Source organism: Arthrobacter sp. efr-133-TYG-120, assembly GCF_030209785.1.
GTDB lineage: Bacteria > Actinomycetota > Actinomycetes > Actinomycetales > Micrococcaceae > Arthrobacter.
In genome coordinates this window covers 137,491-158,150 of record NZ_JARVRI010000002.1, presented here as the reverse complement: position 1 = coordinate 158,150, position 20,660 = coordinate 137,491, and the positions used below count along the sequence as shown (strand labels likewise).

General features: G+C 62.7%; 21 protein-coding genes. 17 read left to right on the top strand and 4 right to left on the bottom strand.

The window, feature by feature from the left end:
* Positions 1 to 27: 27 nt before the first annotated feature.
* From QRN51_RS02000 to QRN51_RS01935, 14 genes are all read left to right on the top strand, one after another.
* The gene (locus QRN51_RS02000; protein WP_284988410.1) at positions 28 to 1,137 is read left to right on the top strand and encodes an MraY family glycosyltransferase; all 1,110 of its coding nucleotides are present in this window, start codon (positions 28 to 30) and stop codon (positions 1,135 to 1,137) included.
* A gap of 128 nt (positions 1,138 to 1,265) precedes the next feature.
* On the top strand, positions 1,266 to 1,754 hold the full coding sequence (locus QRN51_RS01995; protein ID WP_284988409.1) for a Cg1360 family ATP-synthase-associated protein: 489 nt from the start codon (positions 1,266 to 1,268) through the stop codon (positions 1,752 to 1,754).
* Positions 1,741 to 2,079, top strand: a complete 339-nt coding sequence (locus tag QRN51_RS01990) for a hypothetical protein (RefSeq protein WP_284988408.1) — start codon at positions 1,741 to 1,743, stop codon at positions 2,077 to 2,079. The genes QRN51_RS01995 and QRN51_RS01990 overlap by 14 nt, the downstream gene beginning before the upstream one ends.
* A gap of 81 nt (positions 2,080 to 2,160) precedes the next feature.
* Positions 2,161 to 2,961, top strand: a complete 801-nt coding sequence (atpB, locus tag QRN51_RS01985) for a F0F1 ATP synthase subunit A (protein ID WP_059387612.1) — start codon at positions 2,161 to 2,163, stop codon at positions 2,959 to 2,961.
* Positions 2,962 to 3,043: 82 nt separating this feature from the next.
* Positions 3,044 to 3,262 carry an ATP synthase F0 subunit C gene (atpE, locus tag QRN51_RS01980; RefSeq protein ID WP_028264751.1) on the top strand — a complete coding sequence of 73 codons (219 nt, stop codon included), beginning with the start codon at positions 3,044 to 3,046 and terminating at the stop codon, positions 3,260 to 3,262.
* A gap of 54 nt (positions 3,263 to 3,316) precedes the next feature.
* Positions 3,317 to 3,877 (top strand): F0F1 ATP synthase subunit B, encoded by a 561-nt coding sequence (locus tag QRN51_RS01975; protein ID WP_078108476.1) that lies wholly within the window; start codon positions 3,317 to 3,319, stop codon positions 3,875 to 3,877.
* Entirely contained in the window at positions 3,877 to 4,704 is an 828-nt protein-coding gene (locus tag QRN51_RS01970; RefSeq protein ID WP_284988407.1) for a F0F1 ATP synthase subunit delta, read from the top strand. The genes QRN51_RS01975 and QRN51_RS01970 overlap by 1 nt, the downstream gene beginning before the upstream one ends.
* Positions 4,705 to 4,787: 83 nt before the next feature.
* Positions 4,788 to 6,425, top strand: a complete 1,638-nt coding sequence (gene atpA / locus QRN51_RS01965; protein WP_059387613.1) for a F0F1 ATP synthase subunit alpha — start codon at positions 4,788 to 4,790, stop codon at positions 6,423 to 6,425.
* A 93-nt stretch (positions 6,426 to 6,518) separates the two neighbouring features.
* A complete protein-coding gene (locus tag QRN51_RS01960; protein WP_059387614.1) occupies positions 6,519 to 7,406 on the top strand; it encodes a F0F1 ATP synthase subunit gamma in 888 nt (295 codons plus the stop codon).
* Positions 7,407 to 7,492: 86 nt separating this feature from the next.
* Complete coding sequence (gene atpD / locus QRN51_RS01955) at positions 7,493 to 8,947, top strand: F0F1 ATP synthase subunit beta (protein WP_059387615.1); 1,455 nt, start codon at positions 7,493 to 7,495, stop codon at positions 8,945 to 8,947.
* Between the two features lies 1 nt (position 8,948).
* Positions 8,949 to 9,233: a F0F1 ATP synthase subunit epsilon gene (locus QRN51_RS01950; protein ID WP_059387616.1), complete on the top strand. Its 285-nt coding sequence runs from the start codon at positions 8,949 to 8,951 to the stop codon at positions 9,231 to 9,233.
* Between the two features lie 10 nt (positions 9,234 to 9,243).
* Positions 9,244 to 9,675: a DUF2550 domain-containing protein gene (locus QRN51_RS01945; protein WP_059387617.1), complete on the top strand. Its 432-nt coding sequence runs from the start codon at positions 9,244 to 9,246 to the stop codon at positions 9,673 to 9,675.
* Positions 9,676 to 9,680: 5 nt separating this feature from the next.
* On the top strand, positions 9,681 to 10,952 hold the full coding sequence (locus tag QRN51_RS01940; protein ID WP_284988406.1) for an alpha/beta hydrolase: 1,272 nt from the start codon (positions 9,681 to 9,683) through the stop codon (positions 10,950 to 10,952).
* A gap of 68 nt (positions 10,953 to 11,020) precedes the next feature.
* Positions 11,021 to 13,513, top strand: a complete 2,493-nt coding sequence (locus tag QRN51_RS01935) for a bifunctional lysylphosphatidylglycerol flippase/synthetase MprF (protein ID WP_284988487.1) — start codon at positions 11,021 to 11,023, stop codon at positions 13,511 to 13,513.
* 73 nt (positions 13,514 to 13,586) lie between these two features.
* Here QRN51_RS01935 and QRN51_RS01930 read toward each other — a convergent pair whose 3' ends face one another.
* The 3 genes from QRN51_RS01930 to nucS form a co-directional block, all read right to left on the bottom strand.
* Positions 13,587 to 13,790, bottom strand: coding sequence for a cold-shock protein (locus QRN51_RS01930; protein WP_028264741.1), 204 nt, complete (start codon positions 13,788 to 13,790; stop codon positions 13,587 to 13,589).
* Positions 13,791 to 14,093: 303 nt separating this feature from the next.
* A complete protein-coding gene (nagA, locus tag QRN51_RS01925; protein WP_284984682.1) occupies positions 14,094 to 15,341 on the bottom strand; it encodes an N-acetylglucosamine-6-phosphate deacetylase in 1,248 nt (415 codons plus the stop codon).
* A 64-nt stretch (positions 15,342 to 15,405) separates the two neighbouring features.
* Positions 15,406 to 16,101, bottom strand: coding sequence for an endonuclease NucS (gene nucS, locus QRN51_RS01920; RefSeq protein WP_284988405.1), 696 nt, complete (start codon positions 16,099 to 16,101; stop codon positions 15,406 to 15,408).
* Between the two features lie 69 nt (positions 16,102 to 16,170).
* Between nucS and QRN51_RS01915 the strand changes: the two genes are divergently transcribed.
* Complete coding sequence (locus QRN51_RS01915; RefSeq protein ID WP_236811708.1) at positions 16,171 to 16,503, top strand: Rv1322 family protein; 333 nt, start codon at positions 16,171 to 16,173, stop codon at positions 16,501 to 16,503.
* Positions 16,504 to 16,521: 18 nt separating this feature from the next.
* Complete coding sequence (locus QRN51_RS01910) at positions 16,522 to 17,316, top strand: alpha/beta hydrolase (protein WP_059387619.1); 795 nt, start codon at positions 16,522 to 16,524, stop codon at positions 17,314 to 17,316.
* A 24-nt stretch (positions 17,317 to 17,340) separates the two neighbouring features.
* Here QRN51_RS01910 and QRN51_RS01905 read toward each other — a convergent pair whose 3' ends face one another.
* Complete coding sequence (locus QRN51_RS01905) at positions 17,341 to 18,531, bottom strand: AI-2E family transporter (protein WP_284988486.1); 1,191 nt, start codon at positions 18,529 to 18,531, stop codon at positions 17,341 to 17,343.
* Positions 18,532 to 18,830: 299 nt separating this feature from the next.
* Between QRN51_RS01905 and QRN51_RS01900 the strand changes: the two genes are divergently transcribed.
* A complete protein-coding gene (locus QRN51_RS01900; protein ID WP_284988404.1) occupies positions 18,831 to 20,636 on the top strand; it encodes a DUF8094 domain-containing protein in 1,806 nt (601 codons plus the stop codon).
* Positions 20,637 to 20,660: the final 24 nt, after the last annotated feature.

Genomic DNA, 20,660 nt, shown 5'->3' with positions numbered 1-20,660 from the left:
ACCACCACCGCCAACAGGAGCCGCCACGTGATCATGTATTCGCTCATGATGCTCACGGCTGCCGTCGTGTCGTATCTCGCTACGTGGGTAGCCCGCCAGATGGGTAACAAACTCCGGCTTTTCGCCCCCATCCGCAGCCGGGATATGCACTCAGTCCCGATTTCCAGGCTCGGAGGCCTGGGACTCTTCGCAGGCTTCGCCGTGGCCCTCGTGGTAGCCAGCAATTCGTTCTTCGTGAAGGACATCTTCCACGGAAACGGTGCGCCGTGGGGAATCCTGGCGGGTGCCTTGGTGATCGTCGCGGTCGGTGTTGCCGACGACGTGATGGACATCCGCTGGTGGGTCAAGCTGATCGGTCAATGCACGGCGGGTACGATCGTTGCGGTCTGGGGCGTGCAGATGTCCGTGATTCCTTTTGTTCCGGAACCCATCCGGATCGAGGCGGAACCGCTGCGGATTGTCCTGACTGCGCTCCTCATCGTGACCACCATGAACGCCGTCAATTTCATCGATGGCCTCGATGGCCTCGCGGCCGGCGTCGCCGCGATCGGCGGGGTTGCGTTCTTCCTGACGGCGTATTGGGTCCACCGCAATGCAACGCTGACGGACCGCTCGGATCTGGCGGCGCTGCTGATGGCCATCATCGTCGGTTGTTGCATCGGATTCCTGCCGCATAACTGGTTCCCGGCCAAAATCTTCATGGGCGACTCCGGCGCCATGCTTCTGGGCCTCGTGATGGCCTCGGCCGGTGTGGTGTCCACGGGCCAGATCAGTTCCGGACTCTACGACCGCGCCAACGGTATTCCGACCATCGTGCCCATCCTGCTGCCGTTCGCGATTTTGTCGCTGCCGTTGCTGGACCTTGGCTTGGCGGTGTTGCGGCGGACAGCTCGCGGCCAATCGCCATGGTCTGCGGACCGCGGTCACTTGCACCACAAGCTCATCGAGCTCGGCCACACCCACCGCACGGCGGTGCTCATGATGTACGTGTGGACCTGCATTCTGGCGTTCGGAGGCCTCGCGTTCGCCATCTTCCCCTGGCAGATGGTCCTCACGGTCGACATCGTGGCCGCATTGATCATGGCCGGGGTGACGGCCTGGCCCTACTTTGTCCGAAAAGGGCGCGCTGCCCAGTAGACGATGTGTGACGAGGGCGTTAACATCACAGTTCTATCTCATGTAGAATTCTAGGGCGGACAGTCACTCGCCCGCGCACCCACCCTTTTTGAGACTTTGGCATTCTTGCCACGACGATTGGCATCCCCATGACCTCCAACGCCGGCGGACAGCAGTCCGACTCAAGCGGCGTTGCTGCCCCCCGCTCCATGTCTTCGCTGTGGCTCCGGCTTCTTTTCCTCAGCTCGACGACGGCGGTGGCGGCCCTCGCGGCAACGTCGGCTGTTGCGGCGGTCATGAACGGTGGCGTAGGGGTGCTCTCTGCCGCATTCGGCGGGGCGATCGTGATGGCATTTTTTGCTATCAGCCTCCTGATCGGCCATTTCGTCGGCCGGGATAACCCCTCCGGCGCGGTGGGCCTTTTCGTTGCCAGCTACTTTGTCAAGGTGGTCGGCTTCGCGGTGGTGCTCTTCGTCGTGGGAGCGCCCGCCTGGCTGCACGGACGCTGGTTCGTGATCGGCGCCGTCGTCACGGTTGTCTCGTGGCAAGCCGCCGAAATCTACGGCTTCAGCAAGGCCCGGCTCCAGATCTACAACGACCCCGCAGCGGGCAAAGGGGGCGGCGATGTTCACTCCTAGGAACAAGCGACGCTCCGAGACATCCAATGCCCCAAAAACCGGCGATTCCGCTGAGCAAGTGAGCGACGGAAGCGACGGCGGATACAACGCCGGCATAGCCGTCTTCAGCTACATTGTTGGCGGAATCATAGTCTGGAGTTTGATAGGCTGGGGTCTGGATAATCTGTGGGGGACTCGCTGGATTGTGCTCCTTGGCGCTCTGCTTGGAGCCGCAGGAGGGTTCTATCTTTCCCATATGCACGGCCTCACAAGTCATCGCTCGTCTTCCGGTGGAAGCAAAGCAGACAGTGGTCCGTCCCAGGACGGGAACAGTAATGCCAAATAATTTCACACGGGAAATGGCTGCAAGAAACGCGGCCGGATCCTCAACAACGCCCAATGATGGACACTGCAGAGAGGAAACGCGTTGATCGCGCTTGCGCTCCCGGCCCAGGATTCAGGGACCTTCACTCCTCCCGGAATCGACCAAATGCACCTGCCGGCTATCCTGCCGTGGGGTGCGAGCGATGGCTTCTCCAAGCAGATGTTGCTGGTGATCCTGTCGGTGGTTCTTATCGCCACATTCTTCATTGCTGCTGCACGCAAGCAGCAGTTGGTTCCCGGCAAACTGCAGTTCGCAGGCGAGATGGCCTACGGCTTCGTCCGCAACAGCATCGCCAAGGACATTATCGGCGGCCGCGACTTCATGAAGTTCGTGCCGCTTCTGTTCTCCTTGTTCTTCTTCATCCTGGTGAACAACATCTACGGCGCCATTCCCGTGATCCAGCTTCCGAGCTTCTCTCACGTCGGCGGGGCCTATGTGCTGGCCGCAGTCGTGTACGTCACCTGGATCGGCATCGGCATCAGGAAGAACGGCCTGAAGTACTTCAAGCTGGCCACGGTTCCTTCCGGAGTTCCTTGGTACATCCTGCCGATCGTCGTACCGATCGAAATTATCTCCAACTTCCTGGTCCGGCCCGTGACGCACAGCCTCCGTCTCTTCGCCACCATGATGGCCGGACACCTCATCGTGATGATCGCCGGCTCCGGTATTGAGTTCCTTGTCATGCAGGAGAACGTCCTTCTCAAAGGCGCATCCGTGCTGGTACTTGTTGGCGCCGTCGCCATGTACATGCTCGAAGCCTTGATCATGGTGCTTCAGGCATACGTCTTCACCCTTCTGACTGCGATCTACATCGAAGGCGCGCTCCACGCCGACAGCCACTAGGCACAACCCCTCAATCTTCCCCTTCGGGGGTTGAAGCAAACCAAACAACCTGCCGCGACTGCGGCATCTTGAAAGGAATACAATGAACGGCGACATCAACGGCTCCCTTAACCTCATTGGCTACGGTCTCTCCGCAATCGGCGGTGGTATCGGTGTGGGTCTCGTATTTGCTGCTTACATCAACGGTGTTGCACGTCAGCCGGAAGCCCAGCGCGTGCTCCAGCCGATCGCGTTCCTTGGTCTGGCTCTGACGGAAGCCCTCGCCATCCTCGGCCTGGTCTTCGCTTTCGTTCTCAAGTAAACCGCTAAGAACCAAGCGAACATTCAGAACCGAGTAGATAAGGACGGGTGAAACATGAATCAGCAGATCATCTCAGCCGCCGCTCAAGGTGCCGCCGAGTCGGCTAATCCGCTCGTTCCCAATCTCTGGGAAATGGGCGTCGTCTTCGCCGGCTTCGTGGTCCTCTTGTACATCGTGGTCAAGTTTGTTGTCCCGATGTTCGAGAAGACCTTTGCCGAGCGCGCAGAGGCGATTGAGGGCGGCATTGCCAAGGCTGAAAAGGCCCAGGCCGAAGCTTCTGCAGCTCTCGAAGAGTACAAGCAGCAGCTCCACGATGCCCGCGCCGAAGCCAACCGCATCCGCGAAGAAGCTCGAGCCGAAGGTGCCCAGATCCTCGCGGAGCTGAAGACCAAGGCAGCAGCCGAGTCGGCTCGCATCACTGAGCAGGCGTACGCCCAGATCGAATCGGAGCGCCAGGCAGCTGTTGTCTCCCTGCGTTCCGAGGTGGGCACCCTTGCCACGACTTTGGCAGAGCGCATCGTTGGCGAATCGCTCAGCGATGACGAGCGTGCCGCCCGCGTGGTGGACCGCTTCCTTGCAGATCTGGAGACCCAGAGCGCAGGTGCAGCTAAGTAATGGCAGGTGTATCGAGCGAATCGCTGACCAAGGCGCTGGAGCAGTTGGAAGCCACGCTTCCGACGGCCTCGCTGCAGTTGGCTAAGGACCTCTTCGGAATCCTGGGAACGGTGGACAGCTCGGCTGGCTTGCGCCGCGCCCTGACTGACCCCTCCCGCAGCGGAGAAGAAAAGTCGGCGCTGGTCAAGCAGCTGGTTGGCGGGAAAGTCTCCGCTGATGCTGCGGAAATCGCGAGTGGATTGGCCAGCTCACGCTGGGCATCGGCACGCGATATCGGCGATGCACTCGAGACTCTTGCCGCCACGGTGGTCATCGCCGTGGCTGAGAACAAGTCGGCCGTTTCTGCCTCCGGAATCACGGGGCTGGAAGAGCTGGAAAACGATCTGTTTGCTTTCAACCAGACCGTTGCTTCCAGCCACGAGGTACAACGTGCCCTGGGAGAGTCGCAGGCAAGTGCCGCGGCCAAGATCAGCCTGGCTGAGAAGTTGGTTCCTGGCGCAAGCCCGGAAGCCCAGCTCCTCATCGCCCAGGCCGTATCGCAGCCACGCGGCGTCAAGCCGAGCAAGCTCATCGACAATTTCGCCAAGCTTGCAGCCAAGCGCCAGCAGCGCTGGATCGCAACTGTCCGCGTTACCCGTCCGTTGACGGATGCGCAGGCCAGCCGTCTGCAGGCCGGGCTTGATGCCCTCTACGGCCGCGAGCTGAAGGTCAACGTCAGCGTTGATCCAACTCTGATCGGTGGAATCCGGGTCCAGGTGGCAGACGAAGTGGTTGACGCTTCCGTCGTAGCCCGCCTGTCCGAACTCCGCCGGCAACTCGCTGGCTAGCCAGACAAGCACAACTTAACTGATACAAACACCGGTCATCGTGAGCAACGATGATCACGAAAACAGGAGAGCAGGGACTGCAGATGGCCGAATTGACCATCAACGCCGACGACGTCCGTAATGCGTTGAACGAGTTCGCGGCGTCCTACGAACCCGGAAACGCAGAGCGCGTAGAGGTCGGCCGCGTGACCGCCGCAAGTGACGGCATCGCCCGTGTTGAGGGCCTTCCCTCGGTCATGGCGAACGAGCTGCTTCGCTTCGAAGACGGCACCCTGGGCTTGGCCCAGAACCTCGACGTCCGCGAAATCGGCGTCATCATCCTCGGTGACTTCACCGGTATCGAAGAAGGCCAGGAAGTCCACCGCACCGGTGAAATCCTGTCCGTCCCGGTAGGCGACGCCTTCCTTGGCCGCGTAGTTGACCCCTTGGGCCAGCCGATCGACGACCTCGGCGAGATCAAGGCCGAGACCACCCGTGCCCTGGAACTCCAGGCTCCGGGCGTGACCCAGCGTAAGTCGGTTCACGAGCCCATGCAGACCGGTCTCAAGGCAATTGACGCCATGATTCCGATCGGCCGTGGCCAGCGCCAGCTGATCATCGGTGACCGCCAGACGGGCAAGACCGCCATCGCCGTCGACACCATCATCAACCAGAAGGCCAACTGGGCTTCGGGCGATGTCAGCAAGCAGGTGCGCTGCGTTTACGTCGGTGTCGGCCAGAAGGCTTCCACCATTGCCGCTGTGCGCCAGACCCTGGAAGACCACGGCGCGCTGGAATACACCACCATCGTGGCTTCCCCGGCATCCGACCCCGCAGGCTTCAAGTACTTGGCTCCGTACGCCGGCTCGGCCATCGGCCAGCACTGGATGTACGGCGGCAAGCACGTCCTGGTGATCTTCGACGACCTGTCGAAGCAGGCCGAAGCCTACCGTGCAGTGTCCCTGCTGCTCCGCCGCCCGCCGGGACGCGAAGCGTACCCGGGTGACGTTTTCTACTTGCACTCCCGTCTGCTGGAGCGTTGTGCCAAGCTCTCCGATGAGCTCGGCGCAGGCTCGATGACCGGTCTTCCGATCGTGGAAACCAAGGCGAACGACGTCTCGGCCTACATCCCGACCAACGTCATCTCCATCACCGACGGCCAGATCTTCCTGCAGTCGGACCTGTTCAACGCCAACCAGCGCCCCGCTGTTGACGTCGGCGTGTCCGTGTCCCGTGTTGGTGGTGCGGCACAGGTCAAGTCCATGAAGAAGGTCTCCGGTACCTTGAAGCTGGACCTGGCGCAGTACCGCGACATGCAGGCCTTCGCGATGTTCGCGTCCGACCTCGACGCGGCGTCACGCCAGCAGCTGACCCGTGGTGCCCGCCTGATGGAACTGCTCAAGCAGGGCCAGTACTCGCCGTTCCCGGTCGAGGACCAGGTTGTCTCCATCTGGGCCGGTACGAAGGGCTACTTGGACGACGTTCCGGTTGAGGATGTCAGCCGTTTCGAGTCCGAGTTCCTGGAGCACCTCAAGCACAAGTCCTCCATCCTGACCACGCTGGCGCAGACCAACGTCCTGGACGACGACACCGCTGAAGCGCTGAAGTCCTCGATCATCGACTTCAAGAAGGGCTTCTTCGGAGAGGGCGACAACCGCTTGGTTGGCGCCGGCCACGAAGAGCACGAAGCGATTTCCGGTGGCGAAGTCGACCAGGAAAAGATCGTCAAGCAGAAGCGCTAGAGCATTGGTTACCGGGCCTGCGGAATCCGCAGGCCCGGTACCTTCGCCAAAGCCTTAGCCGCTGATCCATCGGGATCTTAGGAAAGGAAATGTATGGGAGCCCAGATCCGGGTCTACCGCCAGAAGATCAGCTCGACGACGTCGATGCGCAAGATCTTCAAGGCGATGGAACTGATCGCTACCTCGCGCATCGGTAAGGCCCGCGCCCGCGTTGCAGCTTCGACGCCCTACGCAAACGCGATTACCCGTGCTGTTTCTGCTGTCGCAAGCCAGAGCGAAATCGATCACCCGCTAGTCACCGAGCCGGAGCAGATCCGCCGTGCCGCCGTCCTGGTCATCACCTCGGACCGTGGCCTGGCTGGTTCTTACTCCGCAAGCGTGCTCAAGAAGGCTGAAGGTCTCAACGAGCTTCTCCGGGCAGAGGGCAAGGAAGTCAAGACCTACCTGGTTGGCCGCAAGGCCCAGGCATACTTCGACTTCCGCAGCCGTTCGTACTCCCGCGTGTGGACCGGCGGAACGGACGCACCGGAATTCGAGACTGCCAAGGAAGTCGGCGCCGCTCTTCTCGAAGAGTTCGCCAACGACTTCGCTGAGGGTGGCGTGGATGAGATCCACGTCGTTTACACCCGCTTCAAGTCGATGGTGACACAGGAGCCCACGGTTGTCCGTCTGCTGCCGCTCGAGGTCGAAGAGCAGGCAGTCAGCGAGTCCGAGCTTCTGCCGCTGTACGAGTTCGAACCGGAGTCGGAGCAGGTGCTTGACGCTCTTCTTCCGCGTTACATCGAGTCCCGCATCTTCGCGGCAATGTTGCAGGCAGCGGCTTCCGAGCTCGCCGCCCGCCAGCGCGCCATGAAGTCGGCAGGCGACAATGCGACCGAACTGATCAAGAAGTACACGCGTCTGCGCAACACGGCCCGCCAGGCTGAGATCACGCAGGAGCTTTCCGAAATCGTGGCCGGTGCCGACGCCCTGAGCGCGTAGTTGCCGGTGCATGGTTCGGCGCAAGCTGCACCTGCACCAAATAGATAAACTTAACCCCACGCCATCTACTGAGTGAAGTGAGAGAGATGACTGCCACCGCTACCGAGCACGCAGCCGCAACGGCCGGCGCCACCGGCCGCATTGCCCGCGTCATCGGCCCGGTTGTCGACGTCGAATTTCCGGCTGACGCAATCCCGTCGATCTACAACGCACTCACCACCGAGGTAACCCTCAACGGTGAGACCAAGACCATCACGTTCGAGACCTCCCAGCACCTGGGTGACAACCTCGTCCGTGCCATCTCCCTGCAGGCCACCGACGGACTCGTCCGCGGCACCTCCGTGCAGGACTCCGGCTCCCCGATCTCCGTGCCTGTCGGCGACGGCGTCAAGGGCCACATCTTCAACGTTCTCGGCAAGCCGCTGGACGTTGACGAGTCCGAGATCAACGCGGACGCTTACTGGCCGATCCACCGCAAGGCCCCGGCCTTCGCGTCCCTCGAGGGCTCCACGGAGATGCTCGAGACCGGCATCAAGGTCATCGACCTTCTCACCCCGTACATCAAGGGTGGAAAGATCGGTCTGTTCGGTGGCGCCGGTGTCGGCAAGACCGTTCTGATCCAGGAAATGATCACCCGTGTGGCCCGCAACTTCGGTGGTACTTCGGTATTCGCCGGGGTTGGCGAGCGTACCCGTGAAGGAAACGACCTCTGGGTTGAAATGGAAGAGGCAGGCGTCCTCAAGGACACTGCCCTTGTATTCGGCCAGATGGACGAACCGCCGGGAACGCGTTTGCGTGTGGCATTGTCTGCGCTCACTATGGCGGAGTACTTCCGCGATGTGCAGAACCAGGACGTGCTGCTCTTCATCGACAACATCTTCCGCTTCACGCAGGCCGGTTCCGAGGTCTCCACCCTGCTCGGCCGCATGCCGTCCGCAGTTGGTTACCAGCCGAACCTCGCTGACGAGATGGGACTCCTGCAGGAGCGCATCACCTCGACGAAGGGCCACTCGATCACGTCGATGCAGGCTATCTACGTGCCGGCTGATGACTACACTGACCCGGCTCCGGCAACGACCTTCGCACACCTCGACGCGACCACGGAACTTTCCCGTGAAATCGCCTCCCGTGGTCTGTACCCGGCCGTTGACCCGCTGACGTCGACTTCCCGCATCCTGGACCCGCAGTACATCGGCAAGGACCACTACAACACGGCTGTCCGTGTGAAGCAGATCCTGCAGAAGAACAAGGAACTCCAGGACATCATCGCCATCCTCGGCGTTGACGAACTGTCCGAAGAAGACAAGATCGTCGTGTCGCGTGCACGCCGCATCCAGCAGTTCCTGTCCCAGAACACCTACACCGCCAAGCAGTTCACCGGCGTCGAAGGCTCCACCGTGTCCATCAAGGACACTGTCGAAGGCTTCACGGCGATTTGCGACGGCGAGCTGGACCACATCGCAGAGCAGGCGTTCTTCAACGTCGGCGGCCTGGATGACGTCGAGCGCCAGTGGGCCAAGATCCAGGAACAGACCAAGTAGTATGGCTGAGCTCGAGGTTGAGATTGTCGCAGCGGACCACTTCGTGTGGTCCGGTGCGGCCAAGATGGTCAAGGCCCGTACCAGCGATGGTGAAATCGGGATCCTGCCGGGCCACTCGCCGCTCCTCGCCATTCTGGCCGCGGGCGAGCTGGCCATCGAGCCGGTTACCGGAGACCGCCTTGCAGTAGTTGTGGACGGCGGGTTCTTCTCCGTCGACAACAACCGCGTGGTGATCGTCGCTGACAACGCCCAGTTGGGCGATTCAGCTACTGCGGGGATCCGATAGCAAGACCTTGATGGACGATTCTGCTATTCCGTTCATCGCCTTGGCAACGGCGTTTGCGTTGCTGATCTTTACACTGTGCCTCGTCGGGGTGCGCCGCTTCAATCTGCGGCGCGCCCTGGGCACGGTCGACGCCTCCATTTGCACGGCTGGAAACAGCTGGCGGATGGGGGTTTGTCGTTATCAGGACTCGGAGCTTGAGTGGTTCCGCCTGCTTTCCCTTAGCTTCCGTCCAAGACACAGCTTCCGCCGCAGCTCCCTGGAACTCTTGGGCCGCCGGAAGCCAACGGAGGAAGAACTGACGAGGCTGCAGCCCGACGTCGTGGTCGTCGAACTCCAGCACGAAGGCCAGCGGTTCATGCTGGCAATGAGATTTGATGCCTACGCCGGGTTGTCATCCTGGCTGGAGGCCGGCCCCGTGGTGGGCGTCGGCACCTGGCGCTGAGGACAGTGGAATTCCTGTACAACCTGAGCCTTGTTGATGGTCCGTTCTATTGGACCATCTTTGGCGCTGGAATTGCCGGGAGCGCATTCCTTCTCCTGCGATGGGACCGGCGCTGGCTGCTTTCCATTGTTGTGTCGCTTGTCGCCGCAAGCGGAGTTGTTGCGGTCATTCATTGGCTGCTCGTCAACGTCCTCACCGTCTTCCCGGAGGATCTCCCCTTCGATGTCCTTGCTTGGTCGACGGTTGCCTTTTCCGCGCTGGCCCTCTTCCTTTTTCGGCTTCCGGGTTCCTCGTGGCGCGGCAGGAGCGCCGCAGGGGTCTCGTTCTTCGCGGTCCTGCTCCTCTCCGCACTTCAGACCAACAGCTACTTCGGGCTTAACCACACGGCGGCTGATCTCTTCGGCCACAATGTTGGCCGGATCCCACAGCTTGAGGAGGGGTTCAAGAGGGGTTCTTCCCGAACCCTCCCGGTGTCGCTGCCTGAGGGGGGACTTGTCCGCAGGGCGTCGATCCCCGGAATCGAATCCGGATTCACGGCCCAGGATGCTTTCATCTACCTGCCGCCGGCCTACCAATCCGCTGACCGCAGCCAACTACCGGTTCTGGTGCTCTTTGCCGGCCAACCCGGACGTCCCGCCGACTGGCTGACCGGCGGTCTCCTTGAACCGGCCATGAATACTTTCGCCGCCCGGCACGGAGGCGTGGCGCCCGTCGTCGTGGTGGTCGATCCCAACGGTTCCGATACCGCAAACACGATGTGCATGGATAGCCGGATCGCACGTGCGGATACCTACCTAGCGATCGATGTTCCGCGTTGGATCAATTCGACGCTCGAGGTTTCGGCCGACCCAAGGAAGTGGGCGGTCGGCGGGTTCTCCTTCGGCGCAACGTGTGCCGTGCAGATGACTACGCTGCATCCCGAAATCTATCCTTCGTTCATCGCGTTCTCGGGAGAGCGGGAGCCTTCACTTGGCCCGGACCGCCGGCGGACCATCCAGACCGCATTTGGCGGCGACTCTACGGCCTTCGACGCCCTGACACCGTTGAACCTGATGAAACAGCGAAGCTACGACGGGCTTGCGGGCTTCTTCGCCGTCGGGGCCTCGGACGGCGAATTCGTCGGCTACGCCACCGAGCTTGCGGCGGCCGCCCGCACCTCCGGCTTCGAAATCCGGCACGCTTCAGTTTCCGGAGCCGGCCATTCGTGGGCAGTCGCCGTGCAAGAGCTTCCTTCCGCCATGGAATTCCTGGCCCCTCGCTGGGGACTCGTCCAGTGAGCACCCAGGAAGCCCGGTTATCCAAGGACCAGACGACTGATCCCGAAGAAGGCAAACCCGCCCGGAAGATGGTGGCAACGCTTGCCCGGGCCATCCTGGGCAACGTGGCTGCCCACATCGGGGCAATCCCTTTCACCGTGATTGTGCTCGCCCTGTACCTTCTCACTCCCGCGATCTTCGACTCAGATCTCGGGTACGGCCCCGACGTCTTGCGGCACCTTTCAAGCGTGAGCGGCGGAGGATTGAAGTCGGGGGACTGGTGGTCCATCTGGACGTCGATGTTCTTTGCAGCCAACCCCCTCGATTACGTGATGAGCTCGTTGTTGTTTGTCGTGCTGTTGGGCTCTGCAGAGCGCAAGCTGGGGTGGTTCCGCACGGCGGCGGGCTTCTTTGGCGGACAGTTTGCCACGGTCACCGCTTTTCTGTTGGTGGTCCAGTTGGCAGCCTACGCCGACGACGGCTGGCTGGGGCGGATGATGGACGCCAGGACTTCCGGGCCGCTTCCGGCAACCCTCTTCGTCTCGATGGCGGCCAGCGGCCTTCTCCCGACCCTGTGGCGCAGGCGCCTGAGGGCGACCGCTGTGTCCTTGGCGCTCCTCTTGGTCCTGTACGTCGGCGACCCCTCAGCCGTCATGGCCCTGGCCGGAGCCGTGCTCGGACTGGGGGCGGGCCTGTGGCTCCAGCTCGACCACGGGATTCAACCGAGCCACCGGGCGACCAGGCGTGAAACCCGAAACCTGTTGTCCCTCATGGTGGCGATTTTCGGCGTCGGGCCCTTGGTGGCGGGCGCGGTGAGGAGCCCCGCGGGGCCGCTCGCGTTGCTCCGCGAAATGGTCCTGAACCCGGTCCCGACGCTCAACCAGTTACAGGCGAACTGCGGTGGAACCGTGGACATCAGCTGCCTTGAGCTTGGACGCCAGGGCTATCCCGGGCCCGCCGGCGTGGCCCTCGCGGTGGTGCCCGCGTTGCTTCTCCTGATCTGCGCGGTGGGCATGCGCCAAGGAAGGCGTTTGGCATTGAAAATCGCCATCGCCGTGCAACTCGGTGTGGTGGCTTTGTCCTTTGCCTATCTGGTGTTGTTTGCCAGCATTCCGCATTTTCCAGGGCGGGGCCGTACGGTAGTCATGGGCTCCGCGGTGTTCCACATTCTGACCCTCGCCCTGGTTCCCCTTGTCCTGGCGGTCCTGCTCTTCCTTTTCCGGGGCAACTTTGTGGTGGGCTCCAGGGCGCCGCTCCGCCGGAAAATGGCATGGCTGGTTGGCGGTACGTGGCTCATCTTGGCGAGTGGCTACACCGGGGCCTGGCTCGGCTCGGGCGGTATGGCGCACGACGGCGGCATCCTCGGCCTCATTGCGGAACTCGCCCGGCAGTATCTTCCCTTGCCCATACCCACGGCCTTCGGTCGAGTGTTCGCGGAACGTAGCGCCGCCGAGTCGATATTGTTCGCGTGGTCCGGGATCACTTTCTGGCTCGTGGCCATGGCAGCGGTGTGGACGCTGCTCCTGAAACGGCAGCACGGGCCCGGCGGCGACGATCCGGCCCGCCTGGCGGCCAAGGCTTTGGTCAAACGCGGCGGGGAGTCGCTTTCGTGGATGGCGCTATGGGAGCCGAACAAGTTCTGGTTCACTCCCGGAATGGACGCTGGAATTGCCTACCAGCAGCACGGAAACGTGGCACTGACCCTTGCCGGACCGTTCGGTGATCCCGCACAAGCCCCTGCCGCGACCGAGGGGTTCCTGGACTACTGTGCGCACCATGCATTGGTGCCGTGCCTCTATTCCTGCACCGAGGAATTGTGGCCGATGCTGCAATCCGCGGGATTTCGCCGAATTGCGGTCGCCCAGGAAACCCGGCTCTCCATCCGTGACCTTGAGTTCACGGGCAAAGCGTGGCAAAACGTCCGTACAGCAAAGAACCGCGCGCTAAAGGCCGGCGTTGAAGCCCGGTGGGGGCGCTATTCGGAGTTTCCGCAACACGTACGCTCCCAACTCGGCGAAGTGTCGGAAGAGTGGGCCGCCAGGAAAAAAGTACCCGAAATGGGCTTTACCTTGGGTTCCCTCGACGAGCTGATGGACGATGAAGTGCTGTGCTGCATCGCCGTCGACCGCAAAGGGTTTGTCTTTGGGGTCACCAGTTGGCTGCCGGTGTTTCGTGACGGGCGGGTGATCAGCTGGACCTTGGATTTCATGCGTCGGCGAAGCGATGCCTTTCCTGGCCTCATGGAATTCATGATTGCCTCGGCAGTGCACGAGTTGCGGCAGGGAGTGGAGGTCATTTCTTTGTCGGGCTCTCCTCTTGCCGGCGAGACCGAGGAATTCTCCAGCGGGGAAGCCGGCCTGGCGGGCATTCTCGACCTCGTGGGCAGGACCCTGGAACCCGTTTACGGATTCCGCTCATTGGCCCGCTTCAAATCGAGGTTCCAGCCGGAGTACAGGACTTTGTATATGTACTATCAGGACAGCCTGGAGATTCCCGCGATCGGCGCCGCGCTAAGCCGCGCATATTTGCCGGGGCTATCCGTTCGCCAAACTGCCAGGCTTCTCCGCACCCTGGTCGCCTGAAAAGGAAAAGGGGTCCCGCAGCCTGTGCGGAACCCCTTCCCTGAACCTGCCAAGCAGAATTCAGGCAGTCAAACTAGACGGCGGTTACGCCGGTGGCCTGCGGGCCCTTTGCGCCCTGACCGATCTCGAACTGAACACGCTGGTTCTCGTCGAGGGTGCGGAATCCGCCGGTCTGGATCTCGGAGTAGTGGACAAAGACGTCGCCTTCAGCGTCGTCCGGGGTAATGAAGCCGAAGCCCTTTTCAGCGTTGAACCACTTGACGGTGCCCAGTGCCATTTTTGTTTCTCCTCATTGTGGAACTATTAAGTCCGGCACACCGCGTGCCGGCCTTGGTTACTCCGCGAGAAGACCTGGTATTCCGTCCAAGCAAGGCCTGGTTGGCTTCGCAGGAGCTTCACGCTCGCAACACGTCTTGCGAGCATGAATCACACCTACACAAAGACTGCTACAACACTTTCATGGCGGATAGTGGAGGTCAACGGTCTGCTGGGGAATTCCGACAAATTTTAAGTAAAAAGAAGGTAACGGAAGAAAGCGCGCCGGCCACTGGATCCGCCATGGGGAGCCCGCCAATTCGGCCTAGGCGAGCCAATCACCATTGCGCAATACGCCAGCGAGTTGAAGCTCCTTGTCCACGACGACGAGATCGGCCCGCAAGCCCCTGCGAAGGCCGCCAAGTTCATCGGAGAGCCCCAGGACCGCGGCGGGAACCGCCGTGGCCGAGGCAACCGCGTCGGCGAGCCCGACGCCGGCCGCAACCGTGCGCCTGACGACGTCGAGCATGGTGGCGGTGCCACCCGCGATGGATCCCGTGGCATCCAAGGTAGCGACGCCGTCCGTCACGGTCACGGGGGAGGGGCCAAGCATGTAGTTTCCGTCGGAGAGTCCCGCCGCCGCCATCGAATCGGTCACGAGGACAACGTTTGCTGCGCCTACCAGCTGAAAGACGGTTGCGACCGTGCTTGGGTCCAGGTGCGTGCCGTCCGCAATCAGTTCCACCACGGCCTTACCTTCCTGGGCCGTCCGAAGGGAGGCGGCCACGGGGCCGGGGGAGCGGTGGTGCATGGGAGGCATGCCATTGAACAAGTGCGTGACGGTGGGCAGAGAGCTGACGCCGTCGAAACCGGCGGATTCCAGGCCCTCGCGCGCCGCAGTGAGGGAGGCTGCCGCCGTCGCGTCGTCGCAATCCGTGTGGCCAAGAGACGGCGTTACTCCGTGGAACGTCATCAGGTCCACGAGTGCAGCGGCGCCCGGAAGCTCGGGGGCATAAGTCATGGTTGCGAGCTTGCCTGCAGCGGCTTCAACCAGCTCCGTCATGAGGTCCAGGTCCGGCTCCAGCAAATAAGCAGGGTTCTGGGCACCGCATCGCGCGTGCGAGAGGAAAGGCCCCTCAAGGTGGATTCCCGCTACGAGTCCTTCATCGGCCAGGCGCACGAAAAGCTCGATGCCGCGGAGCAGGTCCTCCCGGGGCGCCGTGACCATGCTGGCGAGGAGCGTGGTGGTTCCGGAGCGGTGCAGGAAATCGATGGCCTTGCGCGCCGACGATTCATCAGCCCCGGGGAAGTCGCCTCCATTGCCGCCATGGCAGTGCACATCCACGAACCCGGGAACGATATACCGTTCAGCGGGGAAATCGGTCCGGGGAGTTTCCTCGAACCCCTCGAAGGCTGCTTCGTGGAATTCGGCGGCCGGCCCGGCGAAGGCGATGCGGTCGTCTTCCACCGCCACCAGGCCATCTTCGATCACCGCACCGTCGCTGACGATGGTTCCGGTGATCAGGTGGCGCACAGGCGCAGAAGAAGATACAGGCCGGTCTGGGACAGTCATGTTTTGATTCTAGTTGCCGGGGCCCGCGCTTGGCCCGGTTTACCCTGCATGAGGGCCCGGACCGCTAGAACAAGCGGGACTCGCTGTCGTCCACGCCCCGCATCGCGTCATAGTCCAGGGTGACGCAGTCGATTCCGCGGTCGTTGGCAAGGACCTTCGCCTGCGGCTTGATCTGCTGGGCGGCGAAAATGCCCCGCACCGGGGCCAGCAGCGGATCGCGATTGAGAAGTTCGAGGTACCGCGTGAGCTGCTCGACGCCGTCGATGTCGCCGCGCCGTTTGAGTTCGACGGCGACCGTCCTGCCGTCGCCGTCGCGGGCGAGGATGTCCACCGGACCGATGGCAGTGAAGTACTCGCGCCGGATGAGCGAATAGCCGGCACCAAGTGTTTCGATCTGCTCGGCGAGCAGTCGCTGAAGGTCGGCCTCGACGCCGTCCTTGATGAGCCCGGGGTCCGTTCCGAGGTCGTGGGACGTGTCATGGAGTTGCTCGTAGATGTTGATGATGAGCCGGTCATCGGTCTTGGCCGACTGCACGGTCCACTGCTCCACCACGCCTTCTTCCACCTCGGTCTCTTCCGGCGTCGTCACCCGGAGGGTTGCGGGCGGGCTCATCCAGTTCAGCGGCTTGTAGGAGCCGCCGTCGGAGTGGACCAGCACCGAACCATCGGATTTGACGAGCAAAAGCCGGGTGGCAAGGGGGAGGTGGGCCTTGAGGCGGCCAACGTAATCTACGGAACAACGGGCTATGACGAGTCGCACCCGCTCCACTTTACTTCCTCTGCCGCATCCCCTGCCCCGCGCAACTAGCGACTGGGGCAGAATGGAGTCATGCCCCGCTCCAACCGCCCCCGACGCACCGAATCAGCCAAGGCAAGCTGGAAACGGACAGGCGAGTCGCCGGAACTGGACCTGGAACGTGCCCGCTCGGGCATCGCCCGCCGGGAAAGCGCCCCCGACGGCGACTGGATGGTCCGGACCATGACCGCACGCAATGCCGAGAAGACGTATATATGTCCCGGCTGTTCGATGGCCATCGTGCCTGGCATCGCCCACCTGGTGGTGTGGTCCGAGACGCACCTCTTCGGCGATGCCGCGGGCCTGGCGGAGCGCCGCCACTGGCACAACAACTGCTGGACCGGCCGGACCTACAGATACCGCTGAGCGCTTAAGCTTGGAAGCATGAGTTTCGATCCCGCTTCCCTCGTTTTCAGCCAGCCGGAGTCTGCCACGGACATCAGGGCATCCACCGTTTTGCCGGCGCACCGCGAAAACGTGGAATTCCGCACCGAAGACGGCAAGTTGCTTGTGGGTGAGCTGGCGCTGCCGGAATCCGGCGAGATCTCGGCGACCCTTATTACCCTGCACCCCCTGCCAACGCACGGCGGATTCATGGATTCGCACGTCTACCGGAAGGCGTCCTATCGGCTTCCGGCGCTGGCCGGCGTCGCGGTTCTGCGCTTCAACACGCGGGGAACGCATTCGCCCCGGGGTACCAGCCAGGGGCACTTCGACGAGGGCATCGGCGAGCGGTACGACGTCGAGGCTGCTGTTCGCTTCGCTGTGGAGCGCGGGCTTCCGAACCGCTGGTTGGTGGGCTGGTCCTTCGGCACCGAGCTGGCCTTGATGTACGGTGCGGTGGAACCGGTGGCTTCCCAAGTGGAGGGCGCCGTCCTGCTGTCTCCGCCGCTGCACCGTGCAACGGACGTGCATTTGAAGGAATGGGCTGCTTCGGGAAAGCCGCTGACGGTCCTGGTTCCGGAACACGACGACTATCTTCAGCCCGCCGAGGCCGCGGAACGATTCAGTTTGGTGCCCCAGGCCCGGGTGGTGGGGATCGACGGCGCCAAGCACTTGTGGGTCGGCGAGAAGTACGCTGCCCGGGTTTTGGACGAGATTGTGGACGACGTGACGGAAGCCGGTGCAGGACCCCATGGCTTGCCTCGCCAGTGGGCAGGCCCAGTGGCCACGGCCTAATGGCTACGGTTTAACAGCCACCGCTCAGTGGCGGTCCTGGCGGACGATGAAGACTTCCTTGATCAGCAGCATGATGGCTGCGGCCGTCGGGATGGCGATCAATGCACCGAGCACGCCCAGCAGGCTGCCGCCCGCGATCACCGAGATCACGGCGACAGCACCCGGGACGGCAACTGCCTTCTGCATGATGCGCGGAGAGATGAAGTAGGCCTCGAACTGCAGATAGGCGAAGTAGCAGATGGCGTAGATCACGGCGGTCTGCCAGCCGGCGGTCAAAGCCACCAGGATGACCACCACAGCGGCAATCAGCCCGCCTACCAAGGGGATGAAGGCAAGCAGGGCAACCACGAACGCCAACAGGACGCTGAACGGAATGCCCAGGATGCTCATGACGATGAACGCGAACAGCGCGTTGAGCAAGGCAACACAGACCTGGCCGATCACGTAGTTGCCCACCGAGCGCGTGATTTCTTCGGATAGCGCTTCCACCCGGGGCCTGCGCGACCGTGGTGCGAGCCTGTATCCCCATCTCTTCATGGCAGGCAGGGCACCGAGGAAGTAGAGGCTGAGGACCAGGACGATCAGCGTCCCGAAGACCCCGTTGGCCACCGTGGATCCGAAGCCGACGACGCCGCCGAAGATACCGCCCATGGCGTCCGGGTTCTTGACGAACTTGTCGAGTTCCTGGCTGATCTTGTCGCGGACGCCGAATTGGCTGTCCAGGGAGCGGAAGAAATCCGAATCCACGAAGCCCCGGATCCAGTCCGGAGCCTGCCGGACGATCTGTGAGACCTGTTCCACGATGGTGGGGATCAGGGTGGCGAAAAACGCCGCCACTCCGGCAACGAGGACCCCGACGGCGATGACGACGCCGGCCGGGCGCGGCACCTTGCGCTCTTCGAGCCCGCGGACCACAGGGTCAAGTCCCAAGGCAATGAACAAGGCCGTCACGATCCACAACAGCAGTTGGGCGGTGTTGGTGCCGATGTAGTACAGCATGAGGGCGACGCCTACGCCGGCCGTGCCCATGAAGCCGACATACAGCGGGTGTTGCGCGGACATCCTCGGGCCAGGGGAACCGAAGCGCGGGCCGTCGGATTCATCCAAGGCGGGTTCGGCGGTTGCATCGTGCTCAAGTTCGGGAGGCATTTCGAAACGGACCCGCGGTTGGGCGCCGGGAATGGGCTGGCGGAGGCGGCGCACGAAGGACGCCATCAGGCCCTCGCCGTGATCCCTGCCGTCTTGGGCAGACCCATCATCCAAGCCACCCGGGCTGGTGCCGGGCCCTTGTTCGGCGGGTGTGGGATCCTTGCGCTCTTTCACGTGTTTCAGCTGCCTTTTCGTTCCGCGGTCAGGCTCGAGGGGTGCCCGATGTCATGTTGTTCGCCACACTATCAGCAGGCCGGAATTGCCGAATTCTAGAGGGTAAGCCCTCCGGCGGGAAGCCCTCTGGGAGGACCCCGAACTGACTCCTTGGTAACAAAACCGTTACCCTTGAAGTTCAACGACCGCTGATGATTGGTATTCCTGTGCGATTGAAGACTGCAGTTTCGCTGGTGCTGCTTGGCCTGCTGACACTGTTGGCCGGCATTGGCCAGCTGACCTTTTGGGCCCCGGCCGAGACCGTAACCGCGTCCGCCCCTGGCGACTCCAAAGCCGCTCCGCTGACGGTGATCACCCAAGACGTGTTGACCCACAAGGGCGGTCCGAGACAGATCAGCGTCAAGGGCGACGGCAAGTTCGTGTTGGCTGTGGGACGTCCGGATGACGTCGATGCGTGGGTCGGTAAGACCGCCCACAACACCATCAACGGCGTCTCCGAGGACGGCAAGTCCCTCCAGCTTGCAGGCACCGACGGCGAAGCAAACGCCCCCTCTCCTGCCGGATCGGACTTGTGGGTCCAAACGGAGAACGCCGACGGACAGCTGGAGTACACCTTCACCCCTCCCGCGAGCGGCAACTGGTCCCTCCTTCTGGCGAGCGACGGAACCAAGCCGGCGCCGTCGTCGGTCTCCATTACATTCGCCAATGATGCCACCATGCCGTGGGCCGTACCGCTCATCGTCATTGGCGCGATCCTCATTGTCGCGGGTGCGGCGTTGCCGTTCGTCAGCAAGTTCACCAAGGGCCGGGGCGGCCGCCCCAACGGTCCGCGGGGCGGCGTAACCACCGGAAACTCCCCGGAGGCCGCCAGCAAAGGCACCGCCGATGAAACCGACAAGGACCCCCTGGGCGAGGACACACCTGCCGGGGACGCACCCGCCCAGGACACCAACAAAGGCACAGCCGCGGGTCCCGCACTTCGTATTTCGCTTGTAGCCGCAGCTGTTGTGACGGCCCTCGTCGGCGGCACCGCGGCAGGTGCCCAAGCGGCCGAGACTCCTTCTCCCTCCGGATCCGCGACGCCGAGCCCCGCGGGGACCGCCGGAGCGCAGAACGTCCCCGTCTTGGTGGACGCGCAGCTCAAGCGCATCCTGGACCAGGTCGCCGGCGCCGTGGCGGCCGGAGATGCCGCACGCGATGCCTCCAAACTTGCTCCCAGGGTTGACGGCGCGGAACTGCAGGTGCGCACGCAGAACTATAAAATACGGTCCCAGGTTGCTACTCACGAGGCGCGGATGCCCGTCCGGTCCAGCAAGTTGCTGGGCAGCGTCATCTCCAACCAGCGAACCTGGCCCCGCACTGTGATCGCCCTGACCCAGGGCGATGGCAACGTGGTTCCCCAGGTCCTTACCCTCGTGCAGGCCTCGCCGCGGGAGAACTACAAGCTGAAGAGCACTTCCCCGCTTCAGCCGGGAACGTCCTTCCCGGCGATCCCCTTGGGCGGAACCGCGCAGTTGGCGGCCGGAGACAAGTCCGGGCTGCAGTACAGCGGGACCGAGGCGATGGCAGCCCTGGGCGATCGCTTGACCAAGGCCGATTCGGCATTCAAGGACAAGCTCGTGGAAGGCACCAACTCGCCCTACATAGCCGATGTCCTTGACTACCAGGCGAGCACGGTCAAGTCCGGTACCAACGGCAATTTCACCTTCACGCACACGCCCTCTCCGACGGATACGGCAGTGTTCCGCACCTCCGACGGCGGCGCCGTGGTGGTGGGAAAGCTGAACTTCGATTTCACCAGCAAACCCAAGTCGGATGGAGACACGCTGACCGTGGACAAAGCCGCGGCAGTGCTCGCGGGCGGGGATTCCACGAAAGTCGGCCTTGTGCAGACCTTCTCGGAGTCGGTAGCCGTTTACATTCCGCCGGCAGGCTCGACCGCTCCCATGAAGCTCGTTGCCGCGGTCCGCGGCCTGGTGGGAGCCAGCTTCCAGTAGGCAAATGCTGTCGGCGCAGCGGCT

What these genes read in the sequence shown, in the direction of transcription:
- atpA (WP_059387613.1), top strand. Translation starts at nt 4,788, where the DNA reads ATGGCCGAATTGACCATCAACGCCGACGACGTCCGTAATGCGTTGAAC.
- atpE (WP_028264751.1), top strand. Translation starts at nt 3,044, where the DNA reads ATGAACGGCGACATCAACGGCTCCCTTAACCTCATTGGCTACGGTCTC.
- QRN51_RS01905 (WP_284988486.1), bottom strand. Translation starts at nt 18,531, where the DNA reads ATGGCGTCCTTCGTGCGCCGCCTCCGCCAGCCCATTCCCGGCGCCCAA.
- QRN51_RS01935 (WP_284988487.1), top strand. Translation starts at nt 11,021, where the DNA reads ATGGTGGCAACGCTTGCCCGGGCCATCCTGGGCAACGTGGCTGCCCAC.
- QRN51_RS01970 (WP_284988407.1), top strand. Translation starts at nt 3,877, where the DNA reads ATGGCAGGTGTATCGAGCGAATCGCTGACCAAGGCGCTGGAGCAGTTG.
- atpD (WP_059387615.1), top strand. Translation starts at nt 7,493, where the DNA reads ATGACTGCCACCGCTACCGAGCACGCAGCCGCAACGGCCGGCGCCACC.
- QRN51_RS01990 (WP_284988408.1), top strand. Translation starts at nt 1,741, where the DNA reads ATGTTCACTCCTAGGAACAAGCGACGCTCCGAGACATCCAATGCCCCA.
- QRN51_RS01960 (WP_059387614.1), top strand. Translation starts at nt 6,519, where the DNA reads ATGGGAGCCCAGATCCGGGTCTACCGCCAGAAGATCAGCTCGACGACG.
- QRN51_RS01995 (WP_284988409.1), top strand. Translation starts at nt 1,266, where the DNA reads ATGACCTCCAACGCCGGCGGACAGCAGTCCGACTCAAGCGGCGTTGCT.
- QRN51_RS01950 (WP_059387616.1), top strand. Translation starts at nt 8,949, where the DNA reads ATGGCTGAGCTCGAGGTTGAGATTGTCGCAGCGGACCACTTCGTGTGG.
- QRN51_RS01915 (WP_236811708.1), top strand. Translation starts at nt 16,171, where the DNA reads ATGCCCCGCTCCAACCGCCCCCGACGCACCGAATCAGCCAAGGCAAGC.
- QRN51_RS01975 (WP_078108476.1), top strand. Translation starts at nt 3,317, where the DNA reads ATGAATCAGCAGATCATCTCAGCCGCCGCTCAAGGTGCCGCCGAGTCG.
- nagA (WP_284984682.1), bottom strand. Translation starts at nt 15,341, where the DNA reads ATGACTGTCCCAGACCGGCCTGTATCTTCTTCTGCGCCTGTGCGCCAC.
- QRN51_RS01945 (WP_059387617.1), top strand. Translation starts at nt 9,244, where the DNA reads ATGGACGATTCTGCTATTCCGTTCATCGCCTTGGCAACGGCGTTTGCG.
- QRN51_RS01930 (WP_028264741.1), bottom strand. Translation starts at nt 13,790, where the DNA reads ATGGCACTGGGCACCGTCAAGTGGTTCAACGCTGAAAAGGGCTTCGGC.
- QRN51_RS01910 (WP_059387619.1), top strand. Translation starts at nt 16,522, where the DNA reads ATGAGTTTCGATCCCGCTTCCCTCGTTTTCAGCCAGCCGGAGTCTGCC.
- QRN51_RS01900 (WP_284988404.1), top strand. Translation starts at nt 18,831, where the DNA reads ATGATTGGTATTCCTGTGCGATTGAAGACTGCAGTTTCGCTGGTGCTG.